The organism is Variovorax sp. 01N425 (assembly GCF_056399465.1).
The window spans coordinates 458,491-475,024 of record NZ_JBFTRJ010000002.1; the positions used below are offsets into that span (position 1 = coordinate 458,491).

Consider the following 16,534-nt stretch of genomic DNA (forward strand, 5'->3'; position numbering starts at 1 on the left):
TTCAGGTCGGCAGATCCATGCACCCATGCCATGAAAAATGCCCTCGCGAAGAGGGCATTCTTGTTTGCGCCGCACCGGGCGGCTTCCCGCAGGCGTTCCGTCAGTCTGGAATGACCGCCGTGACCTCGATCTCGACCTTGGCGCGGTGCTCGACCAGCGCCGCCACCTGCACGCAGGTCATGGCCGGGAAATTGCGCCCCATCGCATCGCGGTACACCGGGCCGAGTTCGCCGAGGCGGCGGCTGTATTCGTCGCGGTCGGTCACGTACCAGGTCATGCGCACCATGTGCTCGGGGCCGGCGCCGGCTTCGCGCAGCACCTCGGCGATGTTGCGCAGCGCCAGGCCGCATTGCTCGATGAAGTCGTCCGACTCGAACTGCTGCTGTGCATTCCAGCCGATCTGGCCGCCGACGAACACCATGGTGCCGCGTGCGGCCACGCCATTCGCATAGCCCTTGGGGGGCAACCAGCCCGGGGGCTGCAAGAGTTTGTTCATCATGATGGGGTGGTCTCGTTGAGTTGTCTCAGTTTGAATCGCTGGAGCTTGCCGGTCTCGGTGCGCGGCAGCACCGGCACGAACTCGATCTCCCGCGGGTATTTGAAGGGCGCGATGGTGGCCTTCACATGGTCCTGCAGCGCCTTGACGAGCGCCGCGTCGCCTTCATGGCCGGGCTTGAGCACGCAGAAGGCCTTCACGATCATGCCGCGGTCGGCGTCGGGCTTGCCGATCACGCCGCACTCGGCCACGGCCGGGTGCTTGAGCAGCGCATCCTCGACCTCGGGCCCGCCGACGTTGTAGCCGGCCGTGATGATCATGTCGTCGGCGCGCGCCTGGTAGAAGAAGTAGCCGTCGTCGTCCTGCACGAACGAATCGCCGGGGTAGTTCCAGCCGTTCTTCACGTAGTCGGCCTGGCGCGGGTCGTCCAGGTAGCGGCAGCCCACGGGGCCCTGCAGCGCCAGCTTGCCGACCGTGCCGCGCGGCACTTCGTTGCCCTGGTCGTCCACCACCTTGGCGGTGAAGCCGGGCACCACCTTGCCGACCGCGCCGCGGCGCACCTGGTCACCGGCGGCCGAGATGTAGATGTGGAACACCTCGGTGCCGCCGATGCCGTCGAGCATCTCGATGCCGGTGGCTTCCTTCCAGAGCTGGCGCGTGGCGTCGGGCAGTGCCTCGCCCGCGCTCACGCAGATGCGCAGGCTCGGCGCGCCGTGCTGCCGCACGAAGGGCGCCATCTGGCGATAGAAGGTGGGGGCCGTGTAGCAGATGGTCGCGCCGACCTCGTTGATGAGCTGCACCAAACCTTCGGGCGTGAACGGCGCATCGGCAAAGTACACCGAGGCGCCGGCCCACATCGGAAACACCAGCAGGCCGCCGAGCCCGAAGGTGAAGGCCAGCGGCGGCGAGCCGATCACGATGTCGTCGCTGCGCGCCTGCAGCACATGGCGCGGCCAGGTTTGGCACATCGCGAGCACGTCGCGGTGCGTGGTGACCGGTGCCTTGGGCTTGCCTGTGGTGCCGGAGGTGAACGCGAGCAGGGCGATGTCGTCCGACGCCGTGGGGCAGGCGGTGAACACGCCGCTCTTGCCGGCCGCGCGTGCCGACAGCGAATCGGGCGCATCGGGTTTGTTGAACGCGATCACCGATGCGAGCACAGGATGCTCCCGCTGCGCCAGCACGAGCTCGTCGAGCAGGCGCCCGTCGCACAGCGCCGCCACGGGGCGCGCCTTCTCGATGATCTCGCCCAGTTCCTTGGCGCGCAGCAGCGGCATGGTGGCCACCGCGATCAGGCCGGCCTTGACCACCGCGAGCCACGACAGCGCCATGGCCACCGAGTTGCCGCCGCGCAGCAGCACGCGGTTGCCGGGCACGAGGCCGAGGTCTTCGACCAGCACCTGCGCGATGCGGTTGACCTCGACGGCGGCCTGCGAATAGGTCAGCGTGCCGGCGGGCGAACGCAGCATCGGCTTGTCGCCGAAGCCCTTGGCGGGCGCCTTGTCCAGGAGCTCCTCGACCAGATTCAGCTGATCGGGCAGCTGCAGCTCCGGAAGGTCGTAGCGGAAGACCGGCAGCTGCTCGGCGGGCGGCAGGCGGTCGTGAACGAAGCGGTCGACTTGGGCTGACACGATGTTTATCCCCGCAAAACGGATTTGCCGATGATCAGTTGCTGAACCTCCGTCGCGCCTTCGTAGATGCGCAGCGAGCGGATGTCGCGGTAGAGGCTTTCAATCTTCGTGCCAACCTTCACGCCAAGGCCGCCGTGCATCTGCAGCGCCATGTCGATCACGCGGCTCGCGTTCTCGGTGGCGCACATCTTGGCCATGGCCGCGGCGGCCGACACGTCGCCCACCGCGGGAGCGCCGCGCTGTTCGGCGTCGTCGCGCATCCATGCGGCGCGGTAGGTGAGCAATGCGGCGCTGTCGATCAGCGCGGCCATCTCGCCGAGCTTGGCCTGCGTGAGCTGGAAGTCGGCGAGCGTCTGGCCGAACATGCGCCGGCCCTTTGCATGCGCGACGGCTTCGGCGAGCGCGCGGCGTCCCATGCCCAATGCCGCCGCCGCAACGGAGGCACGGAAGATGTCGAGCGTGCGCATCGCGAGCTTGAAACCACCGTTGAGTTCGCCGAGCTGCGCCGCGCGCGGCACGATGCAGTCCTGGAAGCGCAGCGTGGCGAGCGGGTGCGGCGCCATCACGTCGATGTGCCCGGAGGTGTCGAGGCCGGCGGCGGTTGCATCGACGATGAACGCCGTGATGCCGCGCGTGCCGCCCGCGGGATCGGTCTTGGCGAACAGGCAGTAGAAGTCGGCGATGCCGCCATTGCTGATCCAGGTCTTCTCGCCGTTGAGGCGCCAGCCGTCGGGCGTGGCTTCGGCGCGCATCGCCATCGCAGCCACGTCGGAGCCCGCATCGGGTTCGCTCAGCGCAAAGGCCGCGATCTTCTCGCCCTTGCCCACAGCTGTGAGGTAGTGCGACTGCTGCTCGGGCGTGCCCGCGAGCGTGATCGCGCCGCTGCCCAGCCCCTGCATCGCAAACGCGAAGTCCGCCAGCGGCGAGTGGTAGCCGAGCGTCTCGCGCAGCAGCACGAGCGCGCGCGAGTCGAGGCGCTCCAGCGCGCCGCCAGCGCTGCCGGGCACGGCATAGCGCAGCCAGCCGCCGTCGCCGAGGCGGCGCACCCATTCGCGGCAGGCCGCGCGGTCGTCGCGCTCGTCGACTTCCTGCGCGGCGCACCAGGGCAGCAGCTCGCTTGCGAGCGCGCGATGCGCGTCATCGAAGAACGGCAGCGCGAGGTGCGTTGTCGAGGGCGGTGCGGGGATCTTGGCCATCATGATTCAGTCTCCGCCGAACACGGGCTTGCGCTTGGCTGCAAACGCTTCGTAGGCGCGCTTGAAATCCTCGGTCTGCATGCAGATGGCCTGTGCCTGTGCCTCGGCCTCGATGGCCTGGTCGATGGTCATCGACCATTCCTGCGAGAGCATGGTCTTGGTCATGCCGTGCGCGAAGCTCGGGCCTTCGGCCAGTTCGCGCGCTACCTTGGTGGCCGCTTCGAGCAGTGCATCGCTTTCGTGCAGCGCATTGAAGAAGCCCCAGGCCTGGCCTTCCTGTGCCGTCATCGCGCGGCCGGTGAAGAGCAGTTCCGAGGCGCGGCCCTGGCCGATCACGCGCGGCAGCAAGGCGCAGGCACCCATGTCGGCGCCGGCCAGGCCGACGCGCGTGAACAGGAAGGCGGTGCGCGTGGCGGGCGAGCCGTAGCGCAGGTCGCAGGCCAGCGCGATCATCGCGCCGGCGCCGGCGCACACGCCGTCGATCGCGCCGACGATCGGCTGCGGGCAATGGCGGATGGCCTTGACCAGGTCGCCGGTCATGCGTGTGAACTCGAGCAGCTCGGGCATGCGCATGCCGGTGAGCGGGCCGATGATCTCGTGCACGTCGCCGCCCGAGCAGAAGTTGCCGCCGGCGCCGGTGACCACGATGGCCTTCACGTCGGTCGCGTAGTTCAACGCACGGAACAGGTCGCGCAGCTCGGCGTACGAATCGAAGGTCAGCGGGTTCTTGCGCTCGGGGCGGTTCAGCGTGATGGTGCCGACGCCCGCTTCGTAGTGCCATGCGAAGTGCTTCGCCGCGTAAGGCGCCTTGGCCTCGAATTGCGCGTGCATGGGATTGCCCGCGCCGATGTAGTGCTTCATTCGGCCTCCGCCATCTGGCTGTGTGAGTGTTGCTTGACCTTGCCGAGCAGCTTGTGCAGCTGCGCGATCTCCTTGGCGCTGAGCGCCGCGAAGGCATCGACGATCCAGTCTTCGTGCTGCTGCGCCATCTCGTTGAAGAGCTTGCGGCCGCGCGCCGTGAGCCGCACGCGCCAGGCGCGGCGGTCGCCCTCGACGTTGATGCGCTCGACCAGCCCTTCGGTCACGAGCTGGTCGGTGATGCCGGTGACGTTGCCGCCCGTCACCATCATGCGGCGCGAGAGCTCGTTCATCTTCAGGCCGTCGGGCGAACGCTCGAGCTGCGACATCAGGTCGAAGCGCGGCAGCGTGGTGGCGAACTGCGAGCGCAGCTCGTTGCGCACCTGCTTCTCGATCAGCTGGGTGCAGGTGAGCAGCCGCAGCCAGAGGCGCAGGGCCTCGGGGTGCTCGCTGTGGGCGCGTGCTTCGAGGTCCATGTCAGTGCGTCTCCTCGTTGTTGGAGGCAGCCAATGCGGCGTTCGCAGCGGCAGCGATCTGCTGCTGCTTGGCGATCTCGCGGTACATCTGGTCGCGCCCGCTCAGGTACTGCTTCGGCCAGTCGACGTCGCGGCTTTGCAGCTTGGCGGCCTCGTGCAGGGTCCATGCGGGATCGGCAAGGTGCGGGCGGGCGATGGCGCAGAGGTCGGCGCGGCCGGCCGCGATGATGCTGTTGGCCTGGTCGGCGTCGGTGATGGCGCCGACCGCAATGGTCGAGATGCCGACCTCGTTGCGGATGCGGTCCGAGAACGGCGTCTGGTACATGCGGCCGTACACCGGCTTGGCGGTGCGCGTGGTCTGGCCGGAGGACACGTCGATGAAATCGGCGCCGGCTTCCTTGAAGAGGCGCGCCACCACCACGGCGTCGGCGTCGGTGTTGCCGCCAGGGGCCCAGTCGTGCGCCGAGATGCGCACGCTCATCGGCTTGTCTTGCGGCCAGGCGGCGCGCATCGCGCGGAACACCTCGAGCGGATAGCGGCAGCGCGCTTCGATGCCGCCGCCGTACTCGTCGGTGCGCAGGTTGGTGAGCGGGCTGATGAAGGCCGACAGCAGGTAGCCGTGTGCGCAGTGCAGCTCGAGCCAGTCGAAGCCGCATTCGGCGGCGCGGCGCGTGGACGCCACGAACTGGTCGCGCATGGCGTCCATCTGCTCGCGCGTCATCGCGGCCGGCAGCTGGTTCTGTTCGCCGTAGGCCACCGCGCTGGCGGCCAGCAGCGGCCAGTTGCCGCTTTCGAGCGGCTCGTCGGTGCCCTCCCATCCCACGCGGGTCGAGCCCTTGGGGCCGCTGTGGCCGAGCTGCATGGCGATCTTCGCGCTCGACTGCGTGTGCACGAAGTCGACGATGCGCTTGAACGCGGCCTGCTGCGCGTCGTTGTACAGGCCCGTGCAGCCGGGGGTGATGCGGCCTTCGGGCGTCGGACTCGTCATTTCGACGAACACCATGGCGGCGCCGCCGAGCGCGCGGGCGCCCAGGTGCACCAGCAAAAAGTCCTGCGGCACGCCGTCGACCGCGCTGTAGGTGGCCATTGGCGACACCAGGATGCGGTTCTTCAGCGTGAGGCCGCGCACCTGCAGCGGCATCAGCATGGGCGCAACGGGCTTGCCGCCGGCCAGCCACTGCTCGTAGCCGCCGAGCCATTGCGTGTCGCGCACACGCAGGTTCTCGTGGCTGATGCGCTGGGAGCGCGTGAGCAGCGAATAAGCGAACTGCTCGATCTGCATGCCGGTGTAGCGCGGTACGTTCTCGAACCATTCGGTGGAGTTGCGCGCGGCGTTCTGGATCTTGAGCACCTCGACGCTGCGGCGCGCCTCGTAGCCTTCGAGCACGTGGTCGACGGTGCCGCCTTGCGCGAATTCGTTGGCCAGGTCGATCGCATCTTCCAGCGCGAGCTTGGTGCCCGAGCCGATCGAGAAGTGCGCCGTGTGCGCCGCGTCGCCCATCAGCACCACGGGCACCGAGCGGCCCTCGACGTCGATGCGGTGGGTCCAGCGCTCGCACACCACGCGCGGAAAACGGATCCAGTTGGCCGAGCCGCGCAGGTGCGTGGCATTGCTGATGAGCGAATGGTCGCCCAGGTACTTGGCGAACAGCTTCTCGCAGAAGGCGATGGCCTCGGGCTGCTCCATCTGGTCGAGGCCGTGGGCTTTCCACACGGCCTCGGGCGTCTCGACGATGAAGGTCGAGGTCTTGTCGTCGAACTGGTAGGCATGGGCCTGGAACCAGCCGTGCTCGGTCTGTTCGAAGGCGAAGGTGAAGGCGTCGAAGGTCTGGTGCGTGCCCAGCCACACGAAGCGGCAGTTGCGCAGGTCGATGTCGGGCTTGAACACGTCGGCATAGCGCTGGCGGATGCGGCTGTTCAGGCCGTCGCTCGCAATCACCAGGTCGGCGTTGTACTGGGCGGCGATCGCCTGGTCGTCGGTGGCGTCGGTCTCGAAGACCAGCTTCACGCCGAGCGCGAGGCAGCGCTCCTGCAGGATGTTCAGGAGGCGCTTGCGGCCGATGCCGCAGAAGCCATGGCCGCCCGAGCGCACCTGCCGGCCCTTGAAGAACACCTGGATGTCGTCCCAGTGGTGGAACTCGCTGCCGATCAGCGCCGCGGTCTCGGCGTCGGCCGCGCGCAGGTTGGCGAGCGTCTGGTCGCTGAGCACCACGCCCCAGCCGAAGGTGTCGAAGGGGCGGTTGCGCTCCACCACGGTGATCTCGAGCGCGGGATTGCGCGCCTTCATCAGCAGCGCGAAGTACAGGCCAGCGGGGCCGCCGCCGATGCACAGGATGCGTTGAAGGTCCATGGCGGGTGCGGCAGGGGAGCCGGTGGTTAGGCTGTTCATGGTTGAATAGTTTAAGCATAAACAATCTGGTGTCAACGGGGCCATCCCCAGCGGGGTACCCGGGGCGCGGCGGGTGTCATGCAAAAAATCGAAAAAATCAATACCATCGCTTCACCATGCAAAGCTTGATACCCAAGATCGAGTCGCAGCTTGCGTCGCTGCCCGTGCCCATCGCGCTGGAACTGCCTGATGGCCGAAGAGTTGCCAAGCCGGGGTCGCGTGTCACCCTGGCGTTCAGCGAGTGGTCGGCGCTGGCCAAGCTGGCGGCGCACCAGGTGGGGGCCATCGGCGAGGCCTACGTGGAAGGCCGGGTGCAGATCGAAGGCGCGATGCGCGACCTGATCGACGCCACGGTCGGCATGCTGCCGGGCAACCCGGCGGAGACCAACACCACCTGGTGGACCCGCCTGATGCGGCTGGCCAAGTCCCACAGCTCGCATTCGCTGCACAAGGATGCCGAGCAGATCCAGTTCCACTACGACGTTTCCGACGACTTCTACGCGCTGTGGCTCGATCCGCGCCGGGTGTACTCGTGCGCCTATTTCCGCACGCCCGGGCTGACGCTGGCAGAGGCCCAGGAAGCCAAGCTGGACCACATCTGCCGCAAGCTCATGCTGCAGCCCGGCGAGCGCTTCCTGGACATCGGCTCCGGCTGGGGCGGGCTGCTGCTGTGGGCGGCGGAGCACTACGGCGTCGACGCCACCGGCATCACGCTGTCGAAGAACCAGCATGCACACGTGCAGCGCCTGATCCAGGAAAAGGGCCTGCAGGGCCGCGTGCGGGTGGAGCTGCGCGACTACCGCGAACTTTCCGCTGACGCACCTTTCGACAAGATCGCGTCGGTCGGCATGTTCGAGCATGTGGGCGCGGCCAACATGCCCACCTATTTCCGCAAGATCCATTCGCTGCTCAAGCCCGGCGGGCTGGTGCTGAACCACGGCATCACCTCGGGCCAGCTCGATTACCGCCAGCTGGGCGCGGGCATGGGCGACTTCATCGAGAAGTACATCTTTCCGGGCGGCGAGCTGCTGCACGTGACGCATGTGCTGCGCGAGACAGCGGCCGCGGGCCTGGAGATGGTTGATACCGAAAGCCTGCGCCCGCACTACGCGCGCACGCTGTGGGCCTGGTCGGACGCGCTGGAGTCGCAGCTGGACACGGCACGCGAGGTGCTCGCGCGCGCGGGCGGCCGCCAGGGCGAGAATGCCGAGCGCATCCTGCGCGCCTACCGCCTCTACCTGGCGGGCTCGGCCATGAGCTTCGAGCAGGGCTGGATCTCACTGCACCAGATGCTTTCGACCAAGCCCGACGGCCGGGTCGAGCATGGTGTTTTGCGCGGTTCGCAATCGGTGTACCCTTTTGCCCGTGACTACATCTACAAGTGAGTGAGAACAACCATGCTGTACCGATTCCAGTCCCGGGCCTCCCCTGACTTCGTGATGCTGGAGGTGCATGCCCGCCAGCTGTTCGACATCATCGGCAAGGCACCCGCGCCGCAGGGCATCGTCACGGTCGAGCAGATCCCGGGCGCCATTGCGGCGCTCGAGTCCGCGCTGGCGCGCGAGGCCAGCAACCCGCACAACCACGACGACTACGCCGTCGAAGGCCATGCCAACGAGGCCGAGAAGCAGCACGTGGGCCTGCACCAGCGCGCAGCCCCGCTGCTGCACATGCTCAGGGACTCCCTGGCCGAGAAAAAAGACGTGACCTGGAAGACCTGAGCGCCTGTCTTTTTATTTCGAGGAGCGCCGCGGAACCGGCTTCGCCGGGCCGCAGGCGCTGCCCCCTGCAAGGGGGAGGGAGAAGCGACACGAAGTGCGCGAAGCCTGGGGGTTAGTCCACTTTCGCGCCTGAGTCCTTCACCACCTTCGCCCACTTCACGTGCTCGCTGGCAATCAGCTTGGCGAAGTCGGCTGGCGAATTGCCGCTCGGGATGGCGCCCTGGGCGAGCATCTTTTCCTTGATGGCGGGGGTGCCGAGCGACTTGGCCACTTCCTGCTGGATCCGGTTCACGATCTCGGGCGAGGTGCCGGCCGGCGCCAGCAGGCCGAACCACGAGCTCGCCTCGAAGCCCTTGAGCGACGGACCGCCCGCTTCCTCGACCGTCGGAATGTCGGGCAGCGCCGGCGAACGCTTGGCGCTGGTCACGGCCAGCGCCGTGAGCTTGCCGCCCTTGATCTGCGCCATCGACGAGGGCAGGTTGTCGAACATCACGTCGGCATTGCCGCCCACCATGTCCAGCAGCGCCGGGCCCGAGCCCTTGTACGGGATGTGGGCCATGAAGGTGCCGGTCATGCTCTTGAAGAGCTCGCCCGCCAGGTGGATCGAGGTGCCGCTGCCGCTCGAGGCCATGTTGAGCTTGCCGGGGTTGGCCTTGGCGTACTTGATGAAGTCCTGCACGTTGTGGATGTTCAGCGCCTTGGCCTTGTCGGCGTTCATTTCCATCACGTTCGGCACGGCCGCCACCAGCGTGATCGGCACGAAATCCTTGATCGGGTCGAACGGCAGCTTGGGATAGAGCGCGCGGTTGATGCCGTGCGTGCCGACCGTGCCCATCAGCAGCGTATAGCCGTCGTTCGGCGCGCGCGCCACGATCTCGGCGCCCACGTTGCCGCCCGCGCCCGCGCGGTTGTCGACGATGAACTGCTGGCCGAAGGCCTTCGACAGTTCGGGCGCAACGGCGCGCGCCAGGATGTCGGTGGTGCCGCCGGCCGCAAAGGGCACGACGATGCGCACCGGCTTGGTCGGCCAGGTGCTCTGGGCCCAGGAAGGAGTGGCCGCGAGGGCGATGGCGGCGGCGGAAGCGGCCAGTGCGGCGCGGCGGTTCGTCTTGAAATTTGAAGAAGAGGTCATGCGGGCGTTTGTACAGGGGAACCGCCGCGCGCATGGCGGGTAAAAACCCCGTGCGGCGCCGGTCTATGCCACCTGCATGCGCTCGGCGAAACGCTCGCTGCGAAAGCGCTCGAGCACGAAGTCGATGAACACGCGGGTCTTCGCGGGCAGCAGCTTCTTGCTCGGGTAGTAGAGCCAGACCGCGCCCGCATCGAAGTGCCACTCGGGCAGCAGGCGCACCAGCTCGCCGCTGCGAAGCCCGCGCTCGACGAAGGGCATCGGCAGCATGGCGACACCCAGGCCCATCAGCGCGGCATGCGCAATGGCTTCGGGGTCGTTGAAGATCGCGCGCGGCCGCGGCAGTTCCACCGTGGCCTGGTCGCCGCCCGCGTGCTGCAGCGTCCAGCTGCGAAGCCGGCCGGTGGGCGAGGAGCGCCGCAGCAGGGCGTCCAGCTGCGCCAGTTCCGCGGGCTGCGCCGGCAGCGCGCGGCCTGCCAGGTAGGCCGGGGCGGCCACCGCCACCACATGGATGCGCGCCAGTTCGCGCGCCACCACGCCGGGCGAGAGCTCGATGCCGCCGCCGATGGCCGCGTCGAAGCCTTCGCCCACGAGGTCCACCTGCTGGTTGTCGAAGTGCCAGTCGGGCAGGATGGACGGATAGCGGGCCAGGAAGTCGCCCATCATCGGCAGCACATGCTCGCGGCCGAAGGCCTGGCCCATGCTCACCTTGAGCGTGCCGGCGGGCTGGCCGTCGTCCTTCGAGAGCCCGGCCACCGCGTCCTGCAGCGTGGCAAGGGCACCGCCGATCTGGCCGAGGAAACGCTCGCCGCCCTCCGTCAGCGTGAGGCGGCGGGTGCTGCGCTGGAACAGCCGCACGCCCAGCCGCGCTTCGAGCCGCGCGACGTTCTTGCTGACCGCGGCCGGCGTGAGCCCGAGCCGGCGGGCGGCGGCCGAGAAGCTGCCGCTTTCGGCGCTCTGCACGAAGGACTGGAGGTGATTGAGCGGTTCCATGGGCCTATTTTCAATCAATAGTTGAATCTGATTGGACCGATTGATGGCTACCGCAACGGTAATGGAATCCCGACACTGAAGGTCTTCCACCTCACAACCGATAGGAAAACATCACCATGGCTCTCAGCAAATCCACTTCCCCCGTGCTCGCGGGCAAGGTCGCTTTCGTTACCGGCGGTTCACGCGGCATCGGCGCCGCCATCGTGCGGCGCCTGGCCGAGGACGGCGCCGCCGTTGCCTTCAGCTACGCCAGCTCGAGCGCACCGGCCGACGAGCTCGTGCGCAGCCTCGAGGCCGAAGGCGGCCGCGCGCTGGCGCTGAAGATCGACAGCGCCGACGCCGCCGCGCTCACCGCCGGCATCGACGAGGCCGCGCGCAAGCTCGGCCGCATCGACGTGCTGGTCAACAACGCCGGCGTCTTCCTGCCCGGCACCATCGACGATTTCTCGCTCGAGGATTTCGACCGCACGCTGGACATCAACGTGCGCGCCGTGTTCGTGGCGGCCAAGGCGGCCGTGCGCCACATGGGCGAAGGCGGCCGCATCATCAACATCGGCAGCACCAACGCCGAGCGCATGCCCTGGCCCGGCGGCAGCGCCTATGCCATGAGCAAGTCGGCGCTCAAGGGCCTGGTGCAGGGCCTGTCGCGCGACCTCGGCCCGCGCGGCATCACGGTCAACAACGTGCAGCCCGGCCCGGTCAACACCGACATGAACCCGGTCGACGGCCCCAATGCCGCCGCGATGCACGGCCTGATGGCGCTGGCCCGCCACGCGCGCCCCGAGGAAATCGCCGGCATGGTGGCCTACCTCGCAAGCCCCGAAGCCGCCTTCGTGACGGGCGCCAGCCTCAACATCGACGGCGGCTTTGCAGCCTGACGGCTACCCGGCGCGCTGGACGGCGGCAACGAGCTTGTCCAGGGTGGCATCGAGGCGGACGAGCTCGTCGGCTGCGATGCCCTCGAACAGCGCGGCCTCGCGCTGGCGGCCCAGCATGCCGACGGTTTCGTGCAGCGCCTTGCCCGCCGCCGTGAGGTAAAGCCGGCTGCGGCGCCGGTCGGTGGGGTCGCCCAGGAGCTGCACGCGCTTGTGGCGCTTCAGGCCGGCCAGGGCGCGGCTCACCGCCATCTTGTCGAGGCCGGTGAGGTCCGCGATCTGCGTGGCATGGAGCCCCGGCTGCGCGCCGAGCACCGCCATGGCACGCCATTCGTTGAGCGTGAGGTGGTGCTCGCGGCCCACCTTCTCGTGAAAGGGCCGCGCCGTGAGGTTGACCACCCGCACCAGCTTGAAGAACAGCGGGTCCATGGCGCGGCGCGGTTCAGCCCAGCAGTTTTCTCGCGGCGGCCGCGATGGCTTCGGCGCCGACGCGCGATTGCGCCTCCAGCACCGGCGCATAGCCGACCGGAATGCGCGGCGCGCCGAGCCGCGCCACCCGGCAGCCCGTGGCCTCGGCGGCGCTGGCGGCAATCTCGGCGCCGAAGCCGGCCACCTGCACCGCCTCGTGCACCACCAGCAGCCGCTGGGTGCGCGCGCACGACGCGAGCACCGTTTCGCGGTCCCAGGGCCAGAGCGTGCGCAGGTCGATCAGGTCGACCGCGATGCCTTCGGCCGCCAGCGCATCGCAGGCCGCGGCGCAGGCCTGCATCTGCCGGCTCCAGCTCACGAGCGTGAGCGCATTGCCTTCGCGCACGCGCCGCGCCTTGCCGAGCGGCACGGCGATGTCTTCGTCGACCTCGCCGCGCAGGCCCCAGAGCGTCTTGTGCTCGATGTAGACCACCGGGTCGCCGCACGCGAGCGCGGCGCGCAGGAGGCCGTAGTTGTCCTGCGGCGTCGACGGGCTCACCACCACCAGGCCCGGCAGGTGCGCGAACCAGGCTTCGAGCGACTGCGAGTGCTGCGCGGCCGAGGCGTCCCAGATGCCGCCGGGCATGCGCGCCACCAGCGGCACGCGGCCCTGGCCGCCGAACATGAAGCGGTTCTTGGCGGCCTGGTTCACCAGCTCATCCATGCCGCAGAGCGCGAAGTCGACCACGCGCATCTCGACCACGGGCCGCAGGCCCGCGAGCGCCATGCCCACGCCGGCGCCCATGATCGCGGCCTCGCTGATCGGCGTGTCGATCACGCGCTCGTCGCCGAAGGCCTGCTGCAGGCCCTTGTACTGGCCGAAGATGCCGCCGCGGCCCACGTCCTCGCCGAGCACCACCACGCGCGGGTCGGCCTCCATTTCGCGCTGGATTGCGAGCACGGCGGCTTCGGAATAGCTCAAATCCTTCAATACCATTGGCCTGCTCCCGTGGTCTGCACGTCAGTGAACGCGGCACTCGGCTCGGGCCAGGGCGCCGCGTCGGCGATGGCCAGCGCGGTATCGACCTCGTCGCGCGCGGCATTCTCGATGGCATCCAGCGCCGCGGCGGCCACGCCCATGTCCAGCAGCTGCCCGCGCGCCCGCGCGATCGGATCGGTTTCGAGCGCGGCCGCCAGTTCGGTCGGATCGCGGTAGGCCGCGAGGTCGACCGACACATGCCCCTTCACGCGGTAGGTCAGCGCATGCAGCAGCCGCGGTCCGCCGCCGCCGCGCACTTCGGCGACCAGCCGCGCGGCGGTTTCGTGCACCGCGAACACGTCGTTGCCATCGACCTGCGTGGCCGCGATGTCCATCGACGCGGCGCGTGCCGAGGCGCCCTCGCCCGCCGTCATCGGGCCGCTCGCGGTGGTGGCGCTCCAGCGGTTGTCCTCGCAGACGAAGAGCACCGGCAGGCCGTACACGCGCGCCCAGTTCAGCGCTTCGAGAAAAGGGCCGCGGTTGATCGCGCCGTCGCCAAAAAAGCAGACCGTGATGTCGTCACCTTTCCCGAGCAGCTTCTGCGCATGCGCCGCGCCCACCGCAATCGGCAGCCCCGCCGCCACCACGCCGTTCGCGCCCAGCATGCCGACCGAGAAGTCCGCGATGTGCATCGAGCCGCCCTTGCCGCCGTTGAAGCCGCTGGCCTTGCCGAACAGCTCGCACATCATGCGGGCGAGGTCGGCGCGCTTGGCCAGCGTGTGGCCGTGGCCGCGGTGCGTGGAGGTGAGGTAGTCGCTCGTGCGCAGATGCGCGCAGACGCCCGCGGGCACCGCCTCCTGGCCGGTCGAAAGATGCAGCGGGCCGCGCACCTTGGCGGCACCGGCGGCCTGCTGGCCATAGGCGCTCACGCCGCCCTGGCTCGCGGCTTCGGCGGCGTTCTCGAAGGCGCGGATGCGCACCATGGCGCGGTACAGCGCCGTGCCTGAATTGCTCGGGTCCATCTTGTCTCCAGCGCCCTTGACGAGGGCGTTCCGGCAAAAATCGTATCAAGCGTGACGATATCGCCTCACAGGGCTTACCCCTCTCATGCGCCGGCAGCGGAAGTCTGAGAATGATTCTCAAATGCATCGGTAGAATGGCGCCCCCGTCCGCACGATTCCTTTGCGGCTGCTGCCCCTGTCGATCGAAGCAGCGCCGGTCCCCAGCCTTTCCCATGCACAAGTTCTTTCTGGCAACGCCTCTCGCGCTCGCGGGGGCCTTTTCCCATGCCCAAACCGCCCAGCCCGCCGCCGATCCCGCCGCCGAGGCGCGCGGGCAGCTCGGCACCGTCACGGTGGAATCCAGCGCGACCACCGGCTTCGTCGCCAACACGGTGGAGGCCGGCACCTTCCGCGGCGCCGGCATCATGGACGTGCCCGCCACGGTCAACACCGTCACGCGCGAGGTGCTGGAGCTGCAGGGCGCGGCCAGCATCTACGAGGCGCTGCGCAACACGGCCGGCGTGACGCGCCAGCAGAACGGCGGCGACACCTTCGACCAGCTCGTGATCCGCGGCATCGCGGTGGAGAACCGCACGAACTACCGGCTCAACGGCTCGCTCGCAATTCCCAACATCTCCGAGATTCCGATGGAGAACAAGGAGCGCGTCGAGGTGCTGAAGGGCGCATCGGCGCTCTACTACGGCTTCACCACGCCCGCGGGCATCGTCAACCTCGTGACCAAGCGCGCCGGCAGCACGCCCGTGAGCACCGTCGGCCTCACGCTCGACGACCGCGGCTCGGCGCAGGCGCTGGTCGATCTCGGGCGGCAGTTCGGCGACCAGAAGCAGTACGGGCTGCGCATCAACGCGGCCGGCGGACGCATCGGCTCCAACATCGACGGCGTGGACGGCCACCGCAGGTTCGTGTCGGCCGCGTTCGACTGGCGCGTCAACAGCCGGCTCACGCTGAAGGCCGACGTCGAGAACTACCGCAAGCGCATCACCGAGCAGGCCGGCATCACCCGGCTCGCGGCCGTCAACGGCGTGATCGCGCTGCCCGCCCTGCCCAACCCCGACAAGCTGCTCGGGCCGCCGTGGGCCGTGTTCGACGCCGAGGTCACCAACACGCAACTGCGCGCCGACTACTCGCTCGGAGGCAACTGGGCGCTGACCGTGGAAGCCGGCCACTCCGAAGCCGAGCGCGACCGCCGGCTGGCAAGCTTCAGCAACTACAACGTGCGGACCGGCGCCGGCCGCATCACCGGCAACGACCAGAGCCTGAAGCAGACCTCGGACCTGCTGCGCACCGAACTGTTCGGCACCTTCTCGACCGGCAGCGTGCAGCACGAGCTCACGCTCGGCGCCGCGCGCAGCAAGAAGACGCAGGACCCGATCTTCCAGCGCAACTACGGCGGCGCCGGCACCGTGCAGAACCTGTACAACCCGGTGCCCATCGGCTATTTGCCGCTGACGGCGCGGCCGGCCCGGCCCACCACCGGCGCCCAGGAGAGCGAGGAGCTCGGGCTCTATGCGCTCGACCGCATCACCTTCTCGCCGCAGTGGCAGCTGGTGGCGGGCCTGCGCCGCACGCACTACGAGAGCACGCAGGGCGCGGGCGCCACGATCCCGTCGCTTGCCTACGACGTGCGCAAGACCACGCCGCTCGCGGCGCTGAGCTACAGGTTCACGCCCGCGCTGGTGGGCTACGTCTCCTATGCGGAGGGCGTGGAGGAAGGCGAGATCGCACCGGCCGGCACCGCCAACCAGAACGCCCACATGCCGCCCGGCGTGAGCAAGCAGAAGGAAATCGGCCTGCGCTGGCTCACCGACGGCGGCATGCTGCTGTCGGGCGCGCTGTTCGACATCGAACGCCCCGGCGCCTACACCAACAGCGCCAACACCTTCGTGGCCGACGGGCGCCAGCGCTACCGCGGACTTGAAATTTCGGCGCAGGGCCGCCTGACGCGCGCGCTCGCCTGGCAGCTGTCGGCCCAGTCGCTCGATGCCGAGTTCCGCGGCATCAACGCGCAATACAACGGCAAGATGCCCGAGAACACCGCCAGGCAGACGGCCAGTGCCTTCCTCTCGTACGACATTGCCGCGGTGCCGGGCCTGTCGGTCAACGCGGGCGCCTACTACACGGGGCGCCGGCCGGTGGACGACCTGAACCAGGCCTTCATCGGCGGCAACACCCTCTTCGGCCTGGGCGCGCGCTACGTGACGCAGCTGTTCGGCAAGCGCACGCTGTGGCAGGTCAACATCGACAACGTGGCCGACAAGCGCTACTGGGCGGCGGCCGGCACGCGGCTGGCCGTGGGCGCGCCGCGCAGCATCAAGGCGACGCTCAAGGTCGACCTTTGAACGCATCCGCAACAAGACGGCAGCG

15 protein-coding genes are annotated in these 16,534 nt (G+C 68.7%); 4 read left to right on the forward strand and 11 right to left on the reverse strand.

Annotated elements, in window-relative coordinates:
• Positions 1-100: 100 nt before the first annotated feature.
• Genes AC1DSC_RS05325 through AC1DSC_RS05350 form a run of 6 tightly spaced genes read right to left on the reverse strand, consistent with a single transcriptional unit; the run spans position 101 to position 7,004 of the window.
• The gene (locus AC1DSC_RS05325; RefSeq protein ID WP_015867791.1) at positions 101-499 is read right to left on the reverse strand and encodes a RidA family protein; all 399 of its coding nucleotides are present in this window, start codon (positions 497-499) and stop codon (positions 101-103) included.
• Complete coding sequence (locus AC1DSC_RS05330) at positions 496-2,124, reverse strand: AMP-binding protein (RefSeq protein ID WP_436288204.1); 1,629 nt, start codon at positions 2,122-2,124, stop codon at positions 496-498. The genes AC1DSC_RS05325 and AC1DSC_RS05330 overlap by 4 nt, the downstream gene beginning before the upstream one ends.
• A 5-nt stretch (positions 2,125-2,129) precedes the next feature.
• Positions 2,130-3,323 (reverse strand): acyl-CoA dehydrogenase family protein, encoded by a 1,194-nt coding sequence (locus AC1DSC_RS05335; protein ID WP_018905175.1) that lies wholly within the window; start codon positions 3,321-3,323, stop codon positions 2,130-2,132.
• A 3-nt stretch (positions 3,324-3,326) separates the two neighbouring features.
• A complete protein-coding gene (locus AC1DSC_RS05340) occupies positions 3,327-4,181 on the reverse strand; it encodes an enoyl-CoA hydratase family protein (RefSeq protein ID WP_027730984.1) in 855 nt (284 codons plus the stop codon).
• The gene (locus AC1DSC_RS05345; RefSeq protein WP_015867787.1) at positions 4,178-4,654 is read right to left on the reverse strand and encodes a MarR family winged helix-turn-helix transcriptional regulator; all 477 of its coding nucleotides are present in this window, start codon (positions 4,652-4,654) and stop codon (positions 4,178-4,180) included. Before AC1DSC_RS05345 ends, AC1DSC_RS05340 begins: the two co-directional genes overlap by 4 nt.
• Position 4,655: 1 nt before the next feature.
• Positions 4,656-7,004 (reverse strand): bifunctional salicylyl-CoA 5-hydroxylase/oxidoreductase, encoded by a 2,349-nt coding sequence (locus tag AC1DSC_RS05350; RefSeq protein WP_436037388.1) that lies wholly within the window; start codon positions 7,002-7,004, stop codon positions 4,656-4,658.
• A gap of 155 nt (positions 7,005-7,159) precedes the next feature.
• On the opposite strand from AC1DSC_RS05350, the gene AC1DSC_RS05355 reads away from it, so the two are divergent.
• Entirely contained in the window at positions 7,160-8,428 is a 1,269-nt protein-coding gene (locus tag AC1DSC_RS05355) for an SAM-dependent methyltransferase (protein WP_062364129.1), read from the forward strand.
• Between the two features lie 12 nt (positions 8,429-8,440).
• Positions 8,441-8,764, forward strand: coding sequence for a DUF1840 domain-containing protein (locus AC1DSC_RS05360; RefSeq protein ID WP_015867784.1), 324 nt, complete (start codon positions 8,441-8,443; stop codon positions 8,762-8,764).
• A gap of 112 nt (positions 8,765-8,876) precedes the next feature.
• Here the strand turns inward: AC1DSC_RS05360 and AC1DSC_RS05365 are convergent, their stop codons facing one another.
• Together AC1DSC_RS05365 and AC1DSC_RS05370 are read right to left on the reverse strand one after the other, a co-directional pair.
• Complete coding sequence (locus AC1DSC_RS05365) at positions 8,877-9,896, reverse strand: Bug family tripartite tricarboxylate transporter substrate binding protein (protein ID WP_018905171.1); 1,020 nt, start codon at positions 9,894-9,896, stop codon at positions 8,877-8,879.
• Positions 9,897-9,959: 63 nt separating this feature from the next.
• A complete protein-coding gene (locus tag AC1DSC_RS05370) occupies positions 9,960-10,886 on the reverse strand; it encodes a LysR family transcriptional regulator (RefSeq protein ID WP_062364132.1) in 927 nt (308 codons plus the stop codon).
• Positions 10,887-11,002: 116 nt separating this feature from the next.
• On the opposite strand from AC1DSC_RS05370, the gene AC1DSC_RS05375 reads away from it, so the two are divergent.
• On the forward strand, positions 11,003-11,764 hold the full coding sequence (locus AC1DSC_RS05375; RefSeq protein WP_015867781.1) for an SDR family oxidoreductase: 762 nt from the start codon (positions 11,003-11,005) through the stop codon (positions 11,762-11,764).
• A gap of 3 nt (positions 11,765-11,767) precedes the next feature.
• Here AC1DSC_RS05375 and AC1DSC_RS05380 read toward each other — a convergent pair whose 3' ends face one another.
• Genes AC1DSC_RS05380 through AC1DSC_RS05390 form a run of 3 tightly spaced genes read right to left on the reverse strand, consistent with a single transcriptional unit; the run spans position 11,768 to position 14,170 of the window.
• Positions 11,768-12,190 (reverse strand): MarR family winged helix-turn-helix transcriptional regulator, encoded by a 423-nt coding sequence (locus AC1DSC_RS05380; protein WP_436037385.1) that lies wholly within the window; start codon positions 12,188-12,190, stop codon positions 11,768-11,770.
• A gap of 13 nt (positions 12,191-12,203) precedes the next feature.
• The gene (locus AC1DSC_RS05385) at positions 12,204-13,166 is read right to left on the reverse strand and encodes an alpha-ketoacid dehydrogenase subunit beta (protein ID WP_436037383.1); all 963 of its coding nucleotides are present in this window, start codon (positions 13,164-13,166) and stop codon (positions 12,204-12,206) included.
• Positions 13,157-14,170: a thiamine pyrophosphate-dependent dehydrogenase E1 component subunit alpha gene (locus tag AC1DSC_RS05390; RefSeq protein ID WP_436037381.1), complete on the reverse strand. Its 1,014-nt coding sequence runs from the start codon at positions 14,168-14,170 to the stop codon at positions 13,157-13,159. The genes AC1DSC_RS05385 and AC1DSC_RS05390 overlap by 10 nt, the downstream gene beginning before the upstream one ends.
• 212 nt (positions 14,171-14,382) lie before the next feature.
• Between AC1DSC_RS05390 and AC1DSC_RS05395 the strand changes: the two genes are divergently transcribed.
• Positions 14,383-16,509, forward strand: coding sequence for a TonB-dependent siderophore receptor (locus AC1DSC_RS05395; protein ID WP_436288203.1), 2,127 nt, complete (start codon positions 14,383-14,385; stop codon positions 16,507-16,509).
• Positions 16,510-16,534 lie beyond the last annotated feature (25 nt).